This window comes from Finegoldia sp. P2-F-LR, from assembly GCF_052932265.1.
In genome coordinates this window covers 1-21,012 of record NZ_JBRFJF010000004.1, presented here as the reverse complement: position 1 = coordinate 21,012, position 21,012 = coordinate 1, and the positions used below count along the sequence as shown (strand labels likewise).

Genomic DNA, 21,012 nt, shown 5'->3' with positions numbered 1-21,012 from the left:
TTGTACCTCAAATAAACTTAAATTTTGGAAATTTAAATATCTTTTTGAACAATTTGAACAAAACATAATACAATAGAACATTTAAAATCATTTCTATTAAAATCGGTCCTTTTAAATAAGCTTTATTGAATCCATTTCCTGTAATATAGAGTACAAAATAATGAACGAGAGTGTAGTACAAAGTCACAAAAAACGTAAGTATCATACCACTTCTTGGATCTTCTTTGTTAATTCCTGCTTCGCTATTTCCAATCAAAAACCCTGATGTAAAATAAATCAACGCTCTTACTCCAATAACTGGACTGAATATCGCATCCTCAATTAGCCCAATTATCATACCGTTTAACGAGCCTGTGTATGCACCAAACCCAATGGACAATAACACTACTATCGGTATGGAAATATTCGTGTACACATTGAACACTGAAATTCTGGAAAGAAGTGTCGCTTGGATTATGATGTCCAACAAAACTATCAAAAATATTTTTAATTTGTTCATCTAATTCACTCCTTGTCCATCAACTATAAGAACGCGGTACATATTGTTGAAGTTGATTTGGGATTTGCATTTTACAATTTTGGTGAAATTATCCTTTGTCTTGATAACTTCTGTTACTTCTCCGATTTTGATATCTCTCGGATACACTCCTCCAAGTCCCGATGTTGTGATAATATCTCCAACTTTTACATCAGCATTAGAATCGTACATATATCCTTTTAAAATATCATTTTCTTTTTCATTCAAAATCCCAACGTCTTCGCTCTTTGCTAGTCTAAACCCTACGTTGTTTCCACTATTCATAATAGTGTCCACTTTGCTATGGTTAAGTCCAACCTCCGTTACAACTCCAACTAAACCTTTTTCGATTCCATCATTTGAAGACACAGCCTCTATCACGATGTCACCTTTTTTGATTTTATCCATTGAGCCTTTATCTATACTAAATCTCGTAAAAATATTTCCAGGATCTTTTCCTGTTATGAAAGCTTTTGTTTTTATAGTCCTATCCTTACTCAAAAGTTCGTATTCTTCTTGCAAATATCTCTTGTCACCTATAACTTTGTTCAAATTATCTACGTTTTTTTTCAACTTTGCGTTTTCTACAATAAGTTTTTGATTGTCTTCACGCATTTTTTTAGTTCCAAAAACATAATTAAAAGATTCTTTGAATTTGGATCCAATCACATAAAACACTTTGTTTACAGGAGAAATCACTGTTCCTATAGCATTTTCTCCGATAGACATATACTCCTTATTGCTATTTGATATTTCAATCGTCAATATGAGAATCAAAGTAACAAAGAAGAAGAACAATCTTTTTCTAAGCTTTTTATTATATCCAAACTTAGCCAATTATTTGTCTCCCTTCTTTAAGAATTTGCCAATACCAATTCCCGTGCAATCCATCGGACTGTCCACTTTCAACACTTTAATTCCCAAAACATTTGTGATGTATTCATGAATGTAGTCGATAAGACTAACACCACCTACAATGTAAATTCCTTCAGCGATAATGTCGTTTGCGATATCCGGTGGAGTTTTCTCCAAAACTTTTCTCAACGCTTCGATGCACATATCTGCTATCGGCACAATTGCTGGTGTAATATCCTTCGCCCTAATCTCAACAGATTTTGGCATCGTGGATATCACATCAGTTCCCCCGACAATCATCGTGTTGTTTTCCCTGTCAGAATTCAATGTCGCAATCTTAAACTTAATCGCTTCTGCTGTTGAAATACCGATGTTAACTCCAAATTTTTTCTTCAAAATTTGTTTTATTTCTTGGTCAATATCTTCTCCACCGCTTTTGATGCAGTAGCTTGTAACAATTCCACCCAAACTAATCACAGAAGCTTCGATTGTACCTGCGCCTATGTTTAAAACAATGTGTCCCGTTGGTTCATCTACATCGATACCCAATCCTTTAAGAGAAGCGATGTTTTCTTCAACCAATTTTACACTTCTCGCTCCAGAATTTAGCGCCAAATCTTCCACGCTTCTTCTCTCAACATCCGTCAAAGATGCAGACACCGAAACACACACTTCTGGTTGAAAAACCGAAAAATTTGGTCTCGCTTTTTTTATAAAATACGAAAGCATACTAACAGTCGATTCAAAATCAGCTATAACGCCGTTTTCAATTGGACTTATCGCCACGATATTGTCAGGGGTTTTTCCAATCATACTTTTCGCTTCAGTACCCACTGCAACAATTTCGTAGTTATTTATATCTATAGCTACAACGCTAGGTTCGTTAATTATTATTTTTCCATTTTCATCGGAAATAATGGAATTAGAAGTTCCCAAATCAATCCCCAAACCCTCTTGTTGAAATTTAAATAATTTCATTTAAAAATACATTCCTTTCCTCATACTCAGACTATCGTTTGAGCTAACGATAATATGATCTAACACTTGTATTCCTACCAAATCTCCCACTTTATCCAACCTTTTTGTGACTTCAATATCCGCACTTGATGGAATAAGAGATCCCGAAGGATGATTATGTACCAAAATAATCGAATTCGCTCCCTTTTTAATAGCAGATTTGAAAACTTCTCTAGGATGAACGATAGATTGATTTATAGTACCTTTGCTAATAAGCTCTTTGGAAATAATTCTGTTTTTAGTATCTAAAAGTAGTGCGTAGAAGTTTTCCACATCACAACTTCCAATCTCGTTACAAAAAATCTCTGCAACGCTATCTGGATCGTTCAGACTGAAACTGTCCATGGCTTTTCTCAAGGCAAGTCTTCTTCCTATTTCAATTCCAGCTAAGATTGATGTAGCCTTTGCCATCCCAATTCCCTTTATCTTCATTAAATCCTCAACGCAAATATCCTTATAATCATTTTCATTAATATAATCAATGACTCTTTTCGAGAGAATTTCTACTCCCTCTTCTTTGATTCCAGTCTTCAATATGATTTGCATCAATTCTTCATCACTCATTGAAGAAATACCATTGATTTTCATTTTTTCTCTAGGTCTTAGGGACTCATTCATTTCCTTAACTCTCATTGTTATCTCCTGTTATTAAACAAATAATTTTTTTGCTTAGAAAGTGCATTTGTTAGGTAATTTGAAGTAAGTCCAACAAATACACCTGTAAATATACTCAAAAACACCAAAATTGGCAAATAAACCAAAATTCTAAGATTGTTCAGCATAATTGCACACACCAAAACTTGCGATAAGTTGTGGGTAAAAGCTCCAAACAAGCTAACACCAATCAACGAAAAATATTTTCTCAAATATTTGTTGACCAAATACATTACAACAAGTGAGCTTACAGCCCCTGCCAATGAATAGAAAAAGCTTATAACAGCCCCTGTGATTAGCATTAGTAAAAATGATTTTAAGATTCCTATTACAAGAGAATCCCTAAAACCAAAAACAATTAAGCATGTTAGTATTACAATGTTGCTGAGCCCAAGTTTTGCACCAGGCATTACGATTGGAAGTGGAATCATTGACTCAATCAAGCTTACTACCAATGCAACTGCCGTTAAAATAGGAATATGTAATCTTTTCATCAATAATTCACCACATCAATATCATCTTTGTTTTGCTTGTTAGCCTTCACTTCTACAACTAATTTGTTAGGCAAACAAACAATAACATCCCCTGGTTTATCTATCTTTCCTTTTAACATACACAACTTCTCCGGACAATCGGATTCAGTAACTGCAACGCTGTATCCATTAATATGAACAACGTTGTGACCGTATTTATTATCGATTTTATAATCATAGTTATCGATTGGAAGTGTAATTTGTTTGATTTCTTTTCCATTCACTTGAATTGAAACGTATTTGTCTTGTGAATTTACGTTATTAATATTTAAAATCACAAACAATACAGCTGAAAAACACAACAAAAATCCAATCAAAATTTTATCGTATTTAGTCATTAAATTCTCCTTTAAACTACCTTATAGTTTATCATTTTATCGTGTATCTTTTCAAGATTAAACAAAAATGAAAATTCATTTCCAAATAAAAAAAGAACCTCGAAACTCAAATGTTTCGAAGTTCTTCAATCAAAATTTTTATGATTTAAAATCATATTTTGTTTTAATGAGTTTTTCCACCTGTAACTTTGATGTCTTCATCATTGTCTATTACAGCTTCAATTGCTTTTTCCAATGCTTTTGCAATTGTATCCAAGTTCATTGAAGCAGTGTGTGGTTTATCTAAAACTTGTTCTGGCAAAAATGGAATATGAATAAATCCAGTTCTCATATTAGGATATTCAGTAGCTCTTACATGAGCCATTCCGTATGCAACGTGGTTACAGATGAAAGTTCCCGCAGTATTTGAAACAGATGCTGGAATGTTTGCTGATTTAATATTCTCAACTATTGCTTTAATTGGCAATGTCAACAAATATGCGTCAGGACCATCTTCCGCGATTTTTTCGTCGATTGGTTGATTTCCTTCGTTATCTTTGATTCTACAATCGTCAACATTGATTGCAACTCTTTCGACAGTGATGTCTTCACGTCCACCAGCTTGTCCAACTGATATAACAACATCTGGTTTAACCTCTGCGATTTTTTCTTTTAATTTATCTACACTTTTTCCAATAACTGTAGGAATTTCTATTTTAATAACTTCATTTCCCTTGATTTCATCAGGTAATAGCTTAACTGATTCAATAGCAGGGTTAATCTTTTCTCCTCCAAATGGATCGAATCCAGAAACTAAAATTTTCATAAATTTACCTCCTAAAATGCTAATATCATTAATAATACAACATGAACAACTACTAGAGCTAAAGCAACAGGAAGTTGCGCTTTGATAACTCCGTTTTTATCTTTCATCTCTAAGATTGCAGCAGGGACTATATTAAAGTTTGCCGCCATTGGTGTGATTAAAGTACCGCAGTAACCAGCAGTCATACCAAGTGATGATACAACAGCGGGATTTGCTCCTTTTGCCATCAACAATGGAACACCAATTCCTAGAGTAATAACGGTAAATGCAGCGAATGCATTACCCATTATCATCGTAAATACAACCATTCCAACAATATATGCAACAGCTGCTGCAAATACTCCCGCATCGCCTACAATTCCAACAGCCAAGCTACCTATTAGCTTACCTACCCCAGCAGATGCAAATATAACTCCCAAACCACCTAATAATTGTGGTAGTAATGATGAAGATCCAACTTGCATCAGCATTTTTGTAGTGTCTTCTGCAGTTTCTTTTGCTTTTGGTTTTGCGATAATAATCGCAATAATCAAAGCCAATAATGATGAAATAGTAAGAACTTGTGCAGCCGACAATGAGAATATTCCTTCTGTGTTTTTCAACGGAATCTTAAATGATTTCAATTGCGATAGAAGCATCGCACTAATTCCCATTACTAAAGCTGGAATAAAAATCTTACCTCCAACTTTTTCAGCATTTTTCATTCTTTCTTCTTCTGTTAGTTCTTTAAATTCTGCTGGCTTGATTTGATTTGCAATTGATAATACTCCTAAGAATAAAAGTATAACACCTACAATTATTCCACCAGATTCTACATTTCTTACCAAAAATCCTCCACCAGCAAACAATACTCCCAGTAATATCCAAAAAAGCATTGTACCAATCTTTGCTTCTTTGTTGAATCTTGCACGGATACCTGTCATTATGCAGATAACTCCACATAAGATGTACGCTATCTCATCAAGAACAACTTGGTTATCTACAAAAAAATCAAACATTTTTTATATCCTTTCTAAGTTTCATTTCAAAAACAGCACATTGTATAAGTGCAATAATCAACATACTAACACCTGCAAATATGGACCACTTGGCAATGTCTGCAGTATCCAATGGGTAACCTGCATCTTTCAATGTAGTTTGCATTAAAAGCACGCCTGATGCCAATGGAAATATATTTTGTCCGTAGAAGTTACCATAGTTTTCAACAGCAGCAGCTAATCCTTTTAATTCGTCTAGTCTAACTTCTGTCAAATCAACTTTCTTTCTTGCAGCACCTTCTGCCATAGGTAAAATCAATGGACGAATAAATTGAACATGTCCACCAAGTCTTAAAGAAAATGCAGCTGCAATCCATCTAATGAACAAGTAAATCCACAAAACAGAACCTGCGCTAGCCATTTTGAATTTCGATATAAAATCTCTAGCTTTTTCCTTTAGTCCGTATCGTTCCATAATCGCGATAACAGGGAATGAAATCAAGAACAAACTCATCAGTCTATTATTGACAAATCCCTCTCCCATAATTTTCAAAGTGCCTGTTAATCCGAGACCTCCTGCAAGACCTGTAACAAGACCTGCTAAGAGAACTATTCCCAAAACATCTAGTTTTAGTGCGAATCCAACGACAATAATTAATATTCCTATGAAAACTAAATATTCTCCCATACTTTACTCCTTAATTTTTATTAGCCAAATAGATTTTAGCTTCTTAAGATTATACCCGATACTTTTTTATTTTAAACTTTTAATTACATTATGTTTTCAATTTCGCTGTTGCATTATTTTTATTCGTTAAATTTATAATAATTAATCTCAAAAAAAACAGACCGTAAAACTTACGGTCTGTAAAATATTAAGCTTCTTTAGCAGGAGCTTCTTGAGCTTTTGCTTTAGCTTGTTCTTCTTTTATTTTAAGTCCTGGATAAATAGCTTTTGTAGGACATTTGTCTACTGCTTTTTGAACTTGTTCTGGATCTAATCCTTCAGCATTGTTGAAGTGAGCTAAGTTATCTTCAACGCTGAATCCATCTGGACACATCTTAGCGCAAATTCCACAAGCAATACATCCAACTTTACAGTATTGTCTTACATCTTTACCTTTATCGTGACTGTTACATCTTACATAAACGTCTTGATCGTAGTCAACAAGTTTAATAATATTTCTTGGACAGATTTCAATACATTTTTTACAAGATGTGCATTTTTCTTTATCTACTAATGCAATGCCATTTACAATGTGAATCGCATCGAACTCACACACATCTACACAGCTTCCGCAACCCAAACATCCGTCTGGACAAGTTTTGCTTCCACCTTGAAGATTGTGGTTAACTCTACAATCCATAATACCTTTGTATTTGAATTTTTCAGTAGCGTATTCTGGAGTTCCTTGGCACATTACACATGCAACTTGCTTTGCAGAATCTACTGCATCAGCTCCCATGAATGCTGCTAGTTTGTCGGCAGTTTCTTTTCCACCAACTGGACAAGAATTACAAGGTGCTCCTTTGTTTACGATGGCATCTGCAAGTCCATCGCAACCTGGAAATCCACAGGCACCACAGTTTGCGCCAGGTAACATTTCTCTTACTTTAAGTACTCTTCTATCAACTTGAACTTCGAATTTTTTAGATGCAAAACCCAAAAGCAATGCAAATAAAATTCCTAGTGCTCCTAAGATTATAAATGGAGTTAAAATTGTCATTTATTACCTCCTATACCAATCCGCCGAATCCGAAGAATGTCATCGCCATTAATCCAATAGTAATAAATGCGATTGGTACACCTTTAAAACTTTCAGGAATATTTTTGTTCAATGCGATTCTTTCTCTGATTGCAGCTAATAAAGTTATCGCTAAAATGAAACCTAGTGAAGCACCAATAGCACTTGCTAATGTTTCAATTAAGTTGTATTTTTCTTTTACGTTTGCTAATGCAACACCCAATACTATACAGTTTGTAGTTATAAGAGGCAAAAACACACCAAGTGCGGAGTACAAGTTTGGACTCATTTTCTTTAATGCCATTTCTACGAATTGTACCAATGTCGCAATAACCAATATGAACACTATCGTTTGTAAGTATTCAATGTGAAATCTTTCTAGTATTTGAATTTGTAGAACGTAAGTAACGACAGATGCTATTGTGATTACAAAGAATACTGCCATACCCATACCAATAGCTGTTTCTGTTTTTGAAGATACACCTATCAATGGGCAAAGTCCTAAGAATTGACCAAATATGTAGTTGTTTACTAATAAGTAAAGAACTATTATTTTAAATATATTTGCTAACATTAGTCTTCACCTCTCATATTGTTCTTCTTTCTTTCTTGTCTTGATAAGAAAGAATTGTAAGTAGCTAACAATATTCCAAGTACTATGAATGCTCCTGGAGCTGCTGACATAATACCAATTGGAGGAATATCTCCTATTACAAGTTTACCTAAGATTTTTCCTGAACCTAATAACTCTCTGATGAATGCAACCAATACGATTACAATACCATATCCCAATGCATTTGAGATACCATCTAACAATGATAAGAATACGCCATTTTTAGATGCGAAAGATTCGGCTCTCGCTAAGATTATACAGTTTACAACGATTAGAGGAACGAATGCTCCTAATGAAGTGTATAATGCTGGAACAAATGCTTGAAGCATCATTGAAACTAATGTTACGAATGTTGCGATTACAACTATATATGCCGGAATTCTTACTTTATCCGGAATAAAATTTCTAAGTAATGATATTACTATGTTTGAACAAATCAAAACAAATGCGAACGCCGCAGTCATACCAATTGCATTTTCTACAGATGTTGATACACCCAGTACAGAACACAAACCTACCAATTGGATTAAAACTGGGTTGTTCTTAAGAATGCTGCTTTTGAAAACTTTAGCCGCTTTACCTTTTTCCATAATTTCCCTCCTATTTTAATCCCGCATTAGCTTTTTGAGATACGTTCAATGCGTTTTTGGCTGCTGTAGTGGAATAAGTCGCACCACTTAGAGCTTGAATTTCGTTGTCAGCTTCAGGTTTTTTCACAGCTGATATTTCTTTTTCCATAGATTTCCCAATAACTGAATCTACGAATTCTGGATCTCCAATTCTACTTCCAATTCCTGGAGTTTCTTGTGATTCAAGAATTGAATATCCAACGATTTTGTTCTCATTGTCTACACCAACTACGAAAACAACATTTCCTGAATATCCACCAGCTCCAATTGCTTTGTATACATGACCTACAGGTTTTCCACCTTTGATAGCTTCTTGTACGTCATCTAAATTTTCGTCTTTTGCTTTCAAATCTTTAATTTTTGCTTCATCAAGTGGTTTAAAAGATTCCGCTTCAGGAAAAGCTACTTTCAAAGATTTTTTATAATTTTCTAATCTCTTAGCTTCGATAATCGGTTCTGTAACTTGGTTTGCAAATGCAAGCACTAACGCACTTATTGCTGTTATTACGAACAATCTAATAGCTAAATTTATTGAACTTCTCATATTCCTTGTTTACCTCCTCTACCAATTGGTGTTGGAACTGTATATTGATCGATAAATGGTACAGCACAGTTCATGAAGATTATCGCATAAGATACACCTTCTGGAAGGTTACCAAATTGTCTTATGATCGCTGTAAAGAAACCACAACCAATTGCAAATATAATTTGTCCTTTTGGAGTAACTGGACTAGTTGAATAATCTGTAGCCATGTAGAATGCACCCAAGATTAAACCACCAATAAATATGTTCATGCAAGCATCTTGAATTCCCACGCCGCAAACAAGTAATGTAACAAATGTTGTTGCGATGTAAACTAATGGAATTCTAAGATTGATTACTCTTCTGTATAATAGATAAGCTACACCGATAAGTAATGCTATTGCACTTACTTCCCCGATTGTACCACCCATGTGTCCTATGATGGCATTCATAAAACCAACTGGTTGACCACCTGATAAAACTGTCGCATAACTTTCAGCGTCCACTGCTTTTTGTGTTAGTGGAGCAGTGTAGTTACTCATTGCTTGTGCCCAACTTGCCATCAAGAAAGCACGTCCTGCTAATGCAGGGTTCATGAAGTTTGAACCAATTCCTCCAAATAATTGTTTTACAATTATGATTGAAAATACCGATCCTATGATGATCATTGGAATTGGCAAAGTAACTGGAACGTTGTAAGCTAAAAGCATACCTGTTACAACAGCTGATAAATCGCTAATTGTAGAAGGTTGTTTCATTATTTTTTGATAACAATATTCTGATAATACACAAGCTATAACTGCTGATAATACCAAAACTAAACTTCTCATTCCGAATTCGTAAACACTCACTATCAAAGCAGGAATTAAAGCGATGATAACATCAAGCATAATTCTTTGAATAGATACTGCACTTCTTTGATGAGGAGCAGCTTCTACGATTAAATGAGATAAGTCGTATTCTTTTTGTATAATTTCTTTATTTTCCATAGACTATCCCCTTTTCCTTTGTTGTGCTTTTAATTGAGTCTTTGCGTGTACAATTGCTTCAACTAATGGTCTGTTTGATGGACAAATATAGCTGCAAGTACCACATTCGATACAATCATTCAAATGCATTTTTTCTGCTCCTTCAAAATCACCATTCAATGATTTTAATTGTAAGAACAATGGTAATAAGCCGATAGGACATACATCCACGCACTTAGCACATTTAATACAAGGTTCTGGAGAAGCAAGAGTTGCATCTTTTTCGTTCATGCAAATAATTCCACCTGTTGTTTTAACAGTTGGAGCTTCCAAATTGTATTGGCAAGCACCCATCATAGGTCCACCAACTACAATCTTATATGGTGTTTCTTTGAATCCGTCGCAATAATCTACTAAATCTTTGAATTTAGTACCTACTGGAACGTATATATTTTTAGGTTCTTTGATAGCTGAACCTGTCATTGTCACAATTCTATGAGTCAAAGGAATACTATGAACTACAGCATCGTAAATCGCCATAGCACTTGAAATATTCAAACCTTGAACTCCTCTTTCGTTTGATCTTTGAGCTTTCGAAATCTTCTTACCAGTAATTGCATTGATAAGTCTTCTTTCGTCCCCTTGTGGGTATTTTGTTTTAACAGAGCAAATCGAAATATTTTTCTCATCCTTAGCGGCATTTTTCAAAATTCCGATAGCTTTTTGTTTGTTATCCTCAACCCCTATGTATCCTTTGTCGCAATCCATCAATTTCATGATAATTTTCAATCCACCGATAGCTTTTTGAGGATATAATTCCATGTTAAGTTGGTCACTAGTTAAATAAGGTTCACATTCTGCCCCGTTTAAGATAACTTGCTCGATTTTTACATCGGGTTTTTTATTCATCTTAAGATGTGTAGGGAATCCTGCTCCACCCAAACCTACTATACCAGCTTCTTTTATTCTCTCTAGGATAACTTCTTTTGATAATTGTGTAAAATCATCATTTGTTTCAGTGTATCCTAACTCGTTTAAACCGTCTGATTCGATTACTACGACTTCACCCTTTTGACCATTTGACAATACCATTTGCTCAATTTTCATAACCTTTCCACTAACTGAACTGTGAACAGGCGCTGAAATAGTCGCTTTAGATTCACCAATTTTTTGGCCCACTTTAACCTCGTCGCCTACTTTTACTATAGGTGTACAAGGCGCACCAATGTGTTGATGCAATGGGATGTAAACCATTTTAGGTTCAAAATTTGTATCTAAAGGACAATTTTGAGTGTAGGATTTATGGTCATCCATGTGAAATCCGCCTTTAAAAGTCAGATTTTCTAAACTCATTTTTTCACCCCTTTAATAAAATAAAAAATGGTGCAGAGAAAGAGACTTGAACTCTTACGGGATTACTCCCACTGCCCCCTCAAGACAGCGTGTCTACCATTCCACCACCCCTGCGTGATAAAGACCTTTATAAAAAGGCCTTTTAATATTTATTAATAATATTTTTGATTAATTTAATGTAGTTTTTCGCCCAAACCTTGAAACTTTTGTGCATATTTTCTTCTAGCTTAGTATCTTCGTAGAAAATTTTGTAAATATTGTATTGGTTTTCAACCTTTACAACGTAATATTTCGTCTCAGAAGATGGAATATCGTCTAAAGTTTGACCATCTTTTGAAAAAGATTCGTTCGACAACCATTCTTTTACATTTCCTATCCCACCATTGTAAGCTGCAATCGCCAAATCGTGGTTTTTGAAATGATGCAACAAGTACGATAAATATGCAGTACCCATTTCGATGTTTTTGTCAGGTTTTTTCAAATCATCCACTGTAAAGTAAGTATTTCTCATATTGTTAATACTTTCAGCAGTGTCTGGCATCAATTGCATAAGCCCCAAAGCTCCAGCCTTTGATTTTACACTTGGATCAAAGTTAGATTCAACTTTAATGACACTCATAACCAAAAGTGGATCAACGTTGTATTCTTTTGAGTATGTATTAACTAAATCGACATATTTAACTGGCCTTGTCACTGTAGAGTAAGCGCTCACGCCAAATCCAACTAAAAACACAATCACAATAATAGAAATAATCGTGATTAAAAATCTTTTAATAAATTTCATAATTTTTTCCTATCTATTAGTTCGTCAACTTTGAGTATTAAATCTGATTCAGACGTGTTGTTTACAATAACTTCGTCAAATTCATTAATTCTTTTCTCATAATCTAGCTGAGAATTAATTCTTGTAACCGCAGTATCGTAATCAAAGTTGTTTCTATCGATTATTCTTTGAATTCTAATGTCCCTATCAGCTACAACTACCCAATCTTCATCGACGTTGATATATTTGTCAACCAAATTTTTGCTTTCCAAATACATAGAAATTTCTAGAAAAATCAAATCAGACTTTTCCTTCTTAATTCTTTTTACTACTCTTAATATTATATCAGTATGTGTCAATTCTTCAAGCTTTTTTAATAATGTTTTTGAATTAAATACAAGTTTGGAAAGTTTTTTTCTATCTATGTCAGAATTTTCATCTAAAATTCCTTTTCCAAACTCATCAATAAGCTTGTAATAAAGATCTGTACCTTGCTCATAGATTTGGTGAGTAATCTCATCCAAATCTATTACAACAAAGCCTTTTTCTCTAATTCTTCTGCACACCGTACTTTTCCCGCTTGCGATATTTCCACAAACTACGATGATTTTTTTATTTTGCATCATACCAATTATCTGCACTGTTTACATCAATCTTCATATCGACTTTCAAATCAACAGCATGTGTCATGACATCTTTCATTATTTCAAGAACTTTTTCTCGTTCGTCTTTTGGACAATCAACAATAAGCTCATCGTGAACCTGCAAAATCAATTTTGCTTTAAGTTTTTCTTCGTTCAATCTATTGTAGAATTTGACCATTGCAACTTTGATGATATCCGCTGCTGATCCTTGGATTGGCGTGTTAAGTGCCACACGTTCCCCAAAACTTCTAACATTGTAGTTTTTGGATTTCAATTCTGGAATGTATCTTCTTCTGTTCATAATAGTTTCAACGTAGCCTTTTTCCTTGCCAATTGCAACTATATCTTCCATGTATTGTTTGATACCTTTGTAAGTGTCCAAATAATTTTCGATGTATTCTTTGGCTTCTTTTCTAGTTATGTGCAAATCTTTACTCAAAGAATAATCTCCAATTCCGTAAACAATACCGAAGTTTACAGCCTTTGCGTTGGATCTTTGAAGTGATGTTACCTTATCAAAATCAACCTTGAACACTTCGCTGGCAGTTTTTCTGTGAATGTCTGCACCATGCTTGAATGCATCAATCATAACCTCATCATTTGCCAAATCAGCCAACACTCTAAGCTCAATTTGTGAATAATCCGCATCCAACAGCATATTTCCTTCGCTTGGAACAAATGCTTTTCTAATTAATCTTCCTTCTTCAGTTCTTATAGGAATATTTTGCAAGTTAGGATTAGTAGAGCTAATTCTTCCAGTTTGTGCGATAGTTTGTTGGAAAGTCGTGTGGATTTTGCCGTCTTCCTTGATTAAATCCACCATTCCATCGATATATGTTGTTTTAAGTTTCGTAATTGTTCGATATCTTAAAATGTAGTCGATGATTTCGTGTCTTCCACTTAAAGCTTCCAAAACTTCTTGGTCTGTCGATGGGCCTGTCTTGTTCTTTTTTATCACAGGAAGCTCTAAATCTTCAAACAACACTTCTGCCAATTGCTTTGATGAGTTGATGTTGATTTTCTTTCCGATAAGTTCTTCAACGCTGTCTTCAATTGATTTTATCTCGTCTTCGAAAAGTTCTCCCATCTCAACCAAAGTTTCTTTTTTGACACAAACTCCTGTAAATTCCATGTCGCACAACACTTTTATCAAAGGAATTTCAACATCTCTGTACAGATGCATCATATCTTCTTCTTCTATTTCCGAAATCTTTTCGTATAATTTGTTCGTGAACATCATGTATTTCACAACGTAATTGTCGATTTCTTTCTCGTCAGATTCCAAAATAGTCTTCTTGGATTTGCCTTTTCCTGTAATATCTTCAAGCGGCTTGAAATCATATCCGATAACTTTAGGGTCAGATCTTTCCATGCTATAACTTGTCTTGGATGGATCGAGCAAGTATTCTATTATAACGACATCATCATAATTGTACGAAATGTCAATACCATATCGCATCAAATGATAAATACATGGTTTTATATCAAATGAAAGCTTGTTGATATCTTTCGATTCGAATTCTTCCTTGAATAATTCTACAAGATCTACGTTTCTTGTAATGTACACCTTGTCAGTGTAAATAGCAAAAATCACAGGCTCATTGTCCACATAATAATCATCATTGAACAATGCAAAAGTAAACTTTTTGTTCTCTTTAATATAAGCTTTAATTTCATCTACTTTTCCATCTAAGTTTTCATATTCGAACTTTTCATTGGATTCTTCGTTTGGAAGTTTTTTGATAAAACTGTTGAATTCAAGTTTAGTAAGGACTTCAATCAGATGATCATTGTCAGCTTCTTTTATAGTACAATCCTCGATTCCAAATCCCATTAAATCTTCAGGAACATCTGTATTAATCGTTCCAAGTTCTCTACTCAAATATGCAATGTCTTCTCCATCAATGACTTTTTGCTTAGTTTTCTTGCCGGAAATTTCATCGACATGCTCGTACAATCCTTCAATACTTCCATATTTTTGAATGTATTTAAGCGCAGTCTTTTCTCCAACTCCATCAATTCCTGGAATATTGTCCGATTTATCTCCCATCAAACCTTTCAAATCAATCATTTGTTTAGGCGTAATTCCGTATTCTTCTTTCAAAGCATCTACATCGTAGATTTTTGTTTCGGTGATTCCTCTTTTTGTAAGGACAACTTTTGTGTTGTCGTCAATAAGTTGCAAATAATCCTTGTCACCAGTCAACAAATACACATCGTAATCTTTTGATGAAGCTTGTTTTGCCAATGTTCCTGCGATGTCGTCTGCTTCATATCCTTTCAAATCAATGTATGAAACCCCCATCGCTTTCAACAATTCTTTTAACATATCGAATTGGCCGATTAATTCTTCTGGAGTTTCTTGACGATTTCCCTTGTATTCAGAATATTTTTCGTGTCTGAAAGTTGGTTCTTTTCTATCAAAACACACAACTACAAGATCTGGATTGATTTTTCCCATAACAGAATAATACATATTCATAAATCCAAACACACCATTAGTGTGAATTCCATCTTTTGTTGTCAAATCTCTGATAGCATAAAAACCTCTGAATAAAAGAGATGAACCGTCAATAATTAAAGCTTTTTTTGACATTTTATAATCCCTTGTTTTCTTTTTCGAAAGCCATTATCTTGTCAACTCTTCTTTGGTGACGACCAGCTTCGAATTCATTTTCCAAGAAAGTTTTGATGATAAGTTTAGCAACCTCATCTCCAATTACACGCGCTCCGATACAAAGCACATTTGCATTATTGTGGTTTCTGCTCATTTTCGCACTGTACACATCAGACACACAAGCCGCTCTTATTCCTTCGAATTTGTTCGCAGCCAAGCTCATGCCAATACCTGTTCCACAAATCAAAATTCCCAAATCAGAATTTCCTTTTTGGATTTCTTCGCAAACTTTCTTTGCATAATCTGGATAATCTACTGAATCTGCTGAATTTGTTCCCAAATCCACAACTTCATTTCCCAAACTTTTTATATATTCAACCATTGAATCTTTTAATTCAAATCCACCGTGATCGGCTGCTATTGCTATTTTCATAAAAACCTCCAAATATATTATTACCTACATTTTATAATATGTTCATATATTTATCAATTATTTGAAGAATTACACATTTTGTGGTAAAATATAGTTGTAAAAATATGGGGATGTCTTGGTTTCGACAGGGATATTGAAGTTTGAATAGCGAGTCGTTTTCGTCTACAAACGTTAAAAAGGGACAACTAAATATAAACGCTGAAGATAATAACTTCGCATTAGCTGCCTAATAACGGCGGCCGATTCAAAAACTAGAAAATCGTCCTGCGTTTTCTTTTTGAATCTCAACTAATGAGCAGGAACATCTCGTATATTTTCCTCTGGTATATGAGATTATTTAAGAGGATATATCGATCATAGTTTTGTCAGTTAAATTTTGATCGACGAATAAAAATTAATTGACTGCACTCGGAGAAGTTCTTAGGGATATATTTTTGGACAGGAGTTCGATTCTCCTCATCTCCACCATATAATTTTAAATTAGCTCATTACAACTCAAAACGTTGATAAATGGGCTTTTTTGTTTTTAAACATCAGTATTTTTGCCTAAATATCTCAAGTTTTTTCAAAATTTTTCGGTAAAACTTTCGGTAAGAATTTTTCTGCACTGATTTTATACAGTTTGTTGCATATTCAAGTCTGATTTTGAATATAAAAAAAAGAGAGTCGCTAAACTCTCTATTTCTAAAATTTAATACCAAAATTTTATTATTTCAATTCATTAATAATTACCGTTGAATTATCTCCCGCAAAAACGTTGTGTTTTAAATTAGTTTGCGTGTCGATGTATTCAATGCATTTGTCATCGTAAGTAAAATCGAATTTGCCTTCTTTTTTGAAAATTTCTTTTCCTTCTGCATTGTAGATTATGATTTCTCGTTTTATTCCACCGCTGTACTCACTTTTTACATTTTTCTTAAATCTTTGGAATCCTGCTGATTTAAAAACTAATGCGCTGCATGATGCCAAGAAAATAAGTACAACTATTAAAATTATCCATATTTTCTTTTTTATATTTTTCGTTTTGTTTTCTTCTGACATTTTACTCTCCTTATTTATTTGTCCAAATTTTTGTGAAACGCTTTCCAAAATATAAAACTACGTTTTAAAATATCGTTGTTATTCATCACGATAAAACACTTTAATATGATACTATTTATCTGTTAAAAATTTCGTTTTTTATTTGACTAAACGATCCAAATATTGTTATAATATTATTATAACAGAAACATATTGTTTTTGTACAACTTACAAAAGGAGTGATTTATTATGGCAAACGGAGTACTTCATATTCCAGGTTTCATTTATTTCGGAGAAGGAACTTTTTCAAAATTAAGTGAATTGAAAGGTAAAAAAGCAATTATAGTTACAGGTGGAAATTCTATGAAGAAAAACGGTTTCGTAGATAGAGCTTGTGAAGAATTGAAGAATGCAAATATGGAAGTATGTGTTTTTGATGGCGTTGAAGAAAATCCATCAGTTAAAACTGTTGAAGAAGGCGCTAAGAAAATGCAAGAATTCCAACCAGATTGGATAATCGCATTAGGTGGCGGTTCTGCAATGGACGCTGCAAAATGCATGTGGGCTTTTTATGAACATCCTGAATTAAAATTCGAAGATATCATTGAACCAGGATCTCTTCCAGAACTTCGTAAAAAAGCAAAATTCGTTGGTATACCATCAACTTCAGGTACTGCAAGTGAAATTACTGCATTCTCAGTTATCACTGATACTGAAAAACACATCAAATATCCATTAGTATCTGATCACATTGTTCCAGACATCGCTATAGTAGATCCTGTTCTACCATCTAAGATGCCAAAATCAGTTACAGCAAATACTGGTATGGACGTTGTAGCACACGCTACAGAAGCATTAGTATCTAATATCGCTAACGATTATACTGACGCACTTGCAATTCACGCATTGAAATTGGTATTTGAATATTTACCAAAAGCTTGCGAAAATCCAGACGACATGGAAGCTCGTGAAAAAATGCATAATGCATCAACAATGGCAGGTATTGCATTTACATCAGCTTCACTTGGTTTAGTTCACTCATTAGCACACAAAATTGGTGGCGAATTTGGAATTACTCACGGACTTGCTAACGCAATTCTACTTCCATACATCACACAATTTAACAGAAAAGCTACTAATAAAGTTGATTGGATTGAAAAAGAATTAAACGTAAAAGATTATCCAATTGCTGTTAGAGAATTAGCTAAGAAAGTTGGCATTCCACCAACATTGAAAGAAGTTGAAGAAAAATTCGGATTTAACAAAGAAAAATTTGACGCTGTATTGGATGAAATGAGCAAGAATGCTTACGAAGATCCATGTACTTTGACAAATCCACGTGAATCAAATCCAGAAATAGTAAAAATGATATATACTCACGCTTACAACGGCGAAGATATAACAGAATAAATTTAATAGCAAAATAATTTATGTATAAAATCTGAACTGACCTCAAAAGTTTGACCTAAAAACTAACTTAAGGAGGTCAGTTTTTAATGGCAAAATATAGAACATAATTTAAAGTAAAAGTAGCAAAAGAATATTTAAAATCTAGCATATCATATAAATATTTATCAGAAAAATTTAGAAGATAATTCATTAACACAGGCACAATTAAAATAAAAAATAAAGAAATTAGAAGAAAAAAACTATGACCTGAACCCGTAAACACGGAATAATTTAATAATATTTTAAGCGTAATGTAATCTGTACATAACAGGGGACATTCCGTTTAATTTTGTTTTAATCCTATCTTCATTGTACCATTTAATATATTTTGGGTATGTGAAAAGTTTTGTATATCAGATCCTCCTGATAGGTTGTGAGCTGATATTTTTTTAAAATATACTTTTATTACTAAAATCTGAAAGTTCAGATATTTGTAACATAATTTTGGCACAATTAAACTAAAAGGTCAAGATTTTTCAAAATCTACCTTTTTTATTATCTTTATGGCAAAATTTAGATTCTGCCTTCAAAAAATATTGATAATTGTGACAATATTTGATCCCATCCTCTTATTCTACTCATCCATTTACTTGAAGCATCTACCATCGCTAGATACAAGCTTTTTTGTAGGGCGTAGTCGCTTGGAAATATTGTTTTGTTTTTTGTTACTTTTCTAAGTTGTCTATTAAAGTTTTCTATGCTATTTGTTGTATATATTAGTTTTCTTATTCCTTCTGGATATTTGAAATACGTTGCTAATTCAGCCCAATTGTTTCTCCATGAATTTACACACATTGGGTATTTTTTGCCCCATTTTTCTTCAAATATATCTAGATTACTTAGTATTAGTTTTTCTGTTGATGCTTTGTATACTGTTTTTAAGTCTTTCATTAGCTCTTTTATATCTCTATATGATACGAATTTTGTTGAATTTCTTATTTGATGAATTACGCATTTTTGAATTTCTGTTTTTGGATATACACTTTCTATTGCTTGGCTAAATCCTGATAAATTATCTGTTGAGACTATTAATATATCTTCTAATCCTCGTTCTTTTAATTGATTTAATACCAATAGCCAGTATTTACTTGATTCATTTTCTCCTACCCACATTCCAAGTATTTCTTTGTATCCTTCTGTATTGTATCCTAGTGCTATATATACTGCTTTTTTTACTACTATGTTATTTTCTCTTACATGATAGTGTATTGCATCTAAAAATACAAATGGATATACTTTTTCTAGTGGCCTATTTTGCCATTCTTAAATAGTTGGTAGTATTTTATTTGTTATTTTGCTTACCATGGATTCTGATATTCCAAATCCATAGATTTCTTTTATGTGTGTTGATATGTCTCTTGTTGTCAGGGCCTGCCCCAGCCAATAATATCCAACGAATGAAATGAGTTTATGATATTATTAGGCGAGGGTATTCCTTTTGCATACATAGATATTATTTGGTTTTCTATGTTTGATATGTCTTTTTGATATTTTTTCAATGCTTGTGGCTCAAAGGATCCTTCTCTGTCTCGTGGGATGTTTAGGTCTATGTTTCCGTATGATGATTTAACTGTTTTTTTACTTGATCCATTTCTTGTGTTTAATGACAGTGGTTTTTCACCATATTCATAATCTAGATGTTCATCTAACTCTGCTTTTAACATTTGTTCCATTGTGTCTCCTAGAAGATCTTTCAAAGCTTCTTGTAAATCTTGTACTGTTTCTGGTTGATATTCTTCAATTAACATCTTGGATATTTTGTTGAGTCTTGTTTCTGGTCTTTTTCTTGGCATTTTAAAATCCTCCTGATTACTATTATATCAGGAGGATTCTATACACAAACTATTTCACAGTCTCTGGTAAGAGTTGATACGCAAATTATCTCACACTCTTTTAATCTTAAAAACTAAAACTTTTGTATTGCTATACTATTATTTCTCTTCGTTTTTGTCTTTTTTCTTAAATCCAAAGAATGCACCTGCTACTGACATAAATCCTGCTGCCGACATCATTAAGATTTCGCTAATATTCCCAGCTTTTGGTAATATATGCTGATTTTTTCTAATCGCATTACCTTTAATATTTCTGCTTTTATCAATTTTATTAGGTGAATTTGTTTTGTCAGTAGTCTTGTTGATTTCAACTGTTGTAACGGAGTCTTTTTCACCTAATTTATAAGCTTTGTCGTTCTTTTTGTTTGAAGATTTACTAGTCTTTATTTCTTCTTTTTCATTTGTTTCAGACTTATCAACATTAACATTATTTTTGCTTTCAGAGCTATTTTTTTTATCATCAGAAATTTTAACTTCAGTATCATTAGCTAAATCCGATTGATTTGAATTATCGTCACTTGATACGTCTGTTGAATCTTCTGTTTCTTTTGGTTGGCAAGTATTTTCTTGAGACGTTTCCTTTTTCTTATTAATATCGAATGAAGATTTACTAGTCTTTATTTCTTCTTTTTCATTTGTTTCAGACTTATCAACATTAACATTATTTTTGCTTTCAGAGCTATTTTTTTTATCATCAGAAATTTTAACTTCAGTATCATTAGCTAAA

Annotated in this window: 23 protein-coding genes, 1 tRNA gene, 1 other RNA gene and 1 pseudogene; 2 read left to right on the top strand and 24 right to left on the bottom strand. The window is 33.4% G+C overall.

Translation table 11 applies throughout. The features are described 5' to 3' along the window. Positions 1-7: 7 nt before the first annotated feature. The 20 genes from mreD to rpiB form a co-directional block, all read right to left on the bottom strand. On the bottom strand, positions 8-499 hold the full coding sequence (gene mreD / locus ACU68W_RS03275) for a rod shape-determining protein MreD (RefSeq protein WP_002838856.1): 492 nt from the start codon (positions 497-499) through the stop codon (positions 8-10). Continuing rightward, positions 500-1,354 (bottom strand): rod shape-determining protein MreC, encoded by an 855-nt coding sequence (gene mreC / locus ACU68W_RS03270; protein WP_446756112.1) that lies wholly within the window; start codon positions 1,352-1,354, stop codon positions 500-502. Next, on the bottom strand, positions 1,355-2,350 hold the full coding sequence (locus ACU68W_RS03265) for a rod shape-determining protein (protein ID WP_446756111.1): 996 nt from the start codon (positions 2,348-2,350) through the stop codon (positions 1,355-1,357). It abuts the gene before it with no gap. Further along, entirely contained in the window at positions 2,351-3,022 is a 672-nt protein-coding gene (gene radC / locus ACU68W_RS03260; RefSeq protein ID WP_094208309.1) for a RadC family protein, read from the bottom strand. Between the two features lie 2 nt (positions 3,023-3,024). After that, positions 3,025-3,537 carry a Gx transporter family protein gene (locus ACU68W_RS03255; protein ID WP_002835538.1) on the bottom strand — a complete coding sequence of 171 codons (513 nt, stop codon included), beginning with the start codon at positions 3,535-3,537 and terminating at the stop codon, positions 3,025-3,027. Next, positions 3,537-3,914 (bottom strand): NusG domain II-containing protein, encoded by a 378-nt coding sequence (locus ACU68W_RS03250; RefSeq protein ID WP_446756110.1) that lies wholly within the window; start codon positions 3,912-3,914, stop codon positions 3,537-3,539. Before ACU68W_RS03250 ends, ACU68W_RS03255 begins: the two co-directional genes overlap by 1 nt. Before the next feature lie 163 nt (positions 3,915-4,077). After that, on the bottom strand, positions 4,078-4,719 hold the full coding sequence (gene pcp, locus ACU68W_RS03245) for a pyroglutamyl-peptidase I (RefSeq protein ID WP_094205317.1): 642 nt from the start codon (positions 4,717-4,719) through the stop codon (positions 4,078-4,080). A gap of 11 nt (positions 4,720-4,730) precedes the next feature. Then, positions 4,731-5,717 carry a 5-oxoproline transporter, DUF979 family subunit gene (locus tag ACU68W_RS03240; RefSeq protein WP_446756109.1) on the bottom strand — a complete coding sequence of 329 codons (987 nt, stop codon included), beginning with the start codon at positions 5,715-5,717 and terminating at the stop codon, positions 4,731-4,733. Then, entirely contained in the window at positions 5,710-6,384 is a 675-nt protein-coding gene (locus tag ACU68W_RS03235; RefSeq protein ID WP_094203296.1) for a DUF969 domain-containing protein, read from the bottom strand. Before ACU68W_RS03235 ends, ACU68W_RS03240 begins: the two co-directional genes overlap by 8 nt. A gap of 187 nt (positions 6,385-6,571) precedes the next feature. Beyond that, positions 6,572-7,423 carry an RnfABCDGE type electron transport complex subunit B gene (locus ACU68W_RS03230; protein ID WP_094208305.1) on the bottom strand — a complete coding sequence of 284 codons (852 nt, stop codon included), beginning with the start codon at positions 7,421-7,423 and terminating at the stop codon, positions 6,572-6,574. A 10-nt stretch (positions 7,424-7,433) separates the two neighbouring features. Continuing rightward, complete coding sequence (locus ACU68W_RS03225) at positions 7,434-8,015, bottom strand: electron transport complex protein RnfA (RefSeq protein WP_094223213.1); 582 nt, start codon at positions 8,013-8,015, stop codon at positions 7,434-7,436. Beyond that, positions 8,015-8,644, bottom strand: coding sequence for an electron transport complex subunit RsxE (gene rsxE, locus ACU68W_RS03220; RefSeq protein WP_094205309.1), 630 nt, complete (start codon positions 8,642-8,644; stop codon positions 8,015-8,017). The genes ACU68W_RS03225 and rsxE overlap by 1 nt, the downstream gene beginning before the upstream one ends. Before the next feature lie 10 nt (positions 8,645-8,654). Next, positions 8,655-9,227, bottom strand: coding sequence for an FMN-binding protein (locus ACU68W_RS03215; protein WP_094223212.1), 573 nt, complete (start codon positions 9,225-9,227; stop codon positions 8,655-8,657). After that, positions 9,224-10,195, bottom strand: a complete 972-nt coding sequence (locus ACU68W_RS03210; protein ID WP_094223211.1) for an RnfABCDGE type electron transport complex subunit D — start codon at positions 10,193-10,195, stop codon at positions 9,224-9,226. The genes ACU68W_RS03215 and ACU68W_RS03210 overlap by 4 nt, the downstream gene beginning before the upstream one ends. A 3-nt stretch (positions 10,196-10,198) precedes the next feature. Next, on the bottom strand, positions 10,199-11,527 hold the full coding sequence (gene rsxC, locus ACU68W_RS03205) for an electron transport complex subunit RsxC (protein WP_002841223.1): 1,329 nt from the start codon (positions 11,525-11,527) through the stop codon (positions 10,199-10,201). A 28-nt stretch (positions 11,528-11,555) separates the two neighbouring features. Then, a tRNA-Leu gene (locus tag ACU68W_RS03200) sits at positions 11,556-11,641 on the bottom strand. Between the two features lie 28 nt (positions 11,642-11,669). Then, the gene (locus ACU68W_RS03195) at positions 11,670-12,311 is read right to left on the bottom strand and encodes a lytic transglycosylase domain-containing protein (RefSeq protein WP_094223210.1); all 642 of its coding nucleotides are present in this window, start codon (positions 12,309-12,311) and stop codon (positions 11,670-11,672) included. After that, positions 12,308-12,916 (bottom strand): dephospho-CoA kinase, encoded by a 609-nt coding sequence (coaE, locus tag ACU68W_RS03190; RefSeq protein WP_242427973.1) that lies wholly within the window; start codon positions 12,914-12,916, stop codon positions 12,308-12,310. The genes ACU68W_RS03195 and coaE overlap by 4 nt, the downstream gene beginning before the upstream one ends. Further along, positions 12,903-15,530, bottom strand: coding sequence for a DNA polymerase I (gene polA / locus ACU68W_RS03185; protein ID WP_094223209.1), 2,628 nt, complete (start codon positions 15,528-15,530; stop codon positions 12,903-12,905). Before polA ends, coaE begins: the two co-directional genes overlap by 14 nt. A 1-nt stretch (position 15,531) precedes the next feature. Beyond that, the gene (rpiB, locus tag ACU68W_RS03180) at positions 15,532-15,984 is read right to left on the bottom strand and encodes a ribose 5-phosphate isomerase B (RefSeq protein ID WP_002841275.1); all 453 of its coding nucleotides are present in this window, start codon (positions 15,982-15,984) and stop codon (positions 15,532-15,534) included. Positions 15,985-16,090: 106 nt separating this feature from the next. On the opposite strand from rpiB, the gene ssrA reads away from it, so the two are divergent. After that, positions 16,091-16,452: a transfer-messenger RNA gene (gene ssrA / locus ACU68W_RS03175) on the top strand. Between the two features lie 240 nt (positions 16,453-16,692). On the opposite strand, the gene ACU68W_RS03170 is transcribed toward ssrA, so the two are convergent. Beyond that, complete coding sequence (locus ACU68W_RS03170; protein ID WP_094223208.1) at positions 16,693-17,025, bottom strand: hypothetical protein; 333 nt, start codon at positions 17,023-17,025, stop codon at positions 16,693-16,695. Positions 17,026-17,253: 228 nt separating this feature from the next. On the opposite strand from ACU68W_RS03170, the gene ACU68W_RS03165 reads away from it, so the two are divergent. Continuing rightward, on the top strand, positions 17,254-18,414 hold the full coding sequence (locus ACU68W_RS03165) for an iron-containing alcohol dehydrogenase (RefSeq protein WP_002840542.1): 1,161 nt from the start codon (positions 17,254-17,256) through the stop codon (positions 18,412-18,414). 281 nt (positions 18,415-18,695) lie between these two features. Here the strand turns inward: ACU68W_RS03165 and ACU68W_RS03160 are convergent, their stop codons facing one another. The 3 genes and pseudogenes from ACU68W_RS03160 to ACU68W_RS03150 all read right to left on the bottom strand — a co-directional run. Beyond that, complete coding sequence (locus ACU68W_RS03160; protein ID WP_094223267.1) at positions 18,696-18,776, bottom strand: IS3 family transposase; 81 nt, start codon at positions 18,774-18,776, stop codon at positions 18,696-18,698. A 190-nt stretch (positions 18,777-18,966) separates the two neighbouring features. Then, positions 18,967-20,201, bottom strand: a pseudogene (locus tag ACU68W_RS03155) (IS256 family transposase). Between the two features lie 183 nt (positions 20,202-20,384). Next, positions 20,385-21,012, bottom strand: a 628-nt coding sequence (locus tag ACU68W_RS03150; protein WP_446756108.1) for a hypothetical protein, incomplete at its 5' end; no start/stop codon positions are given.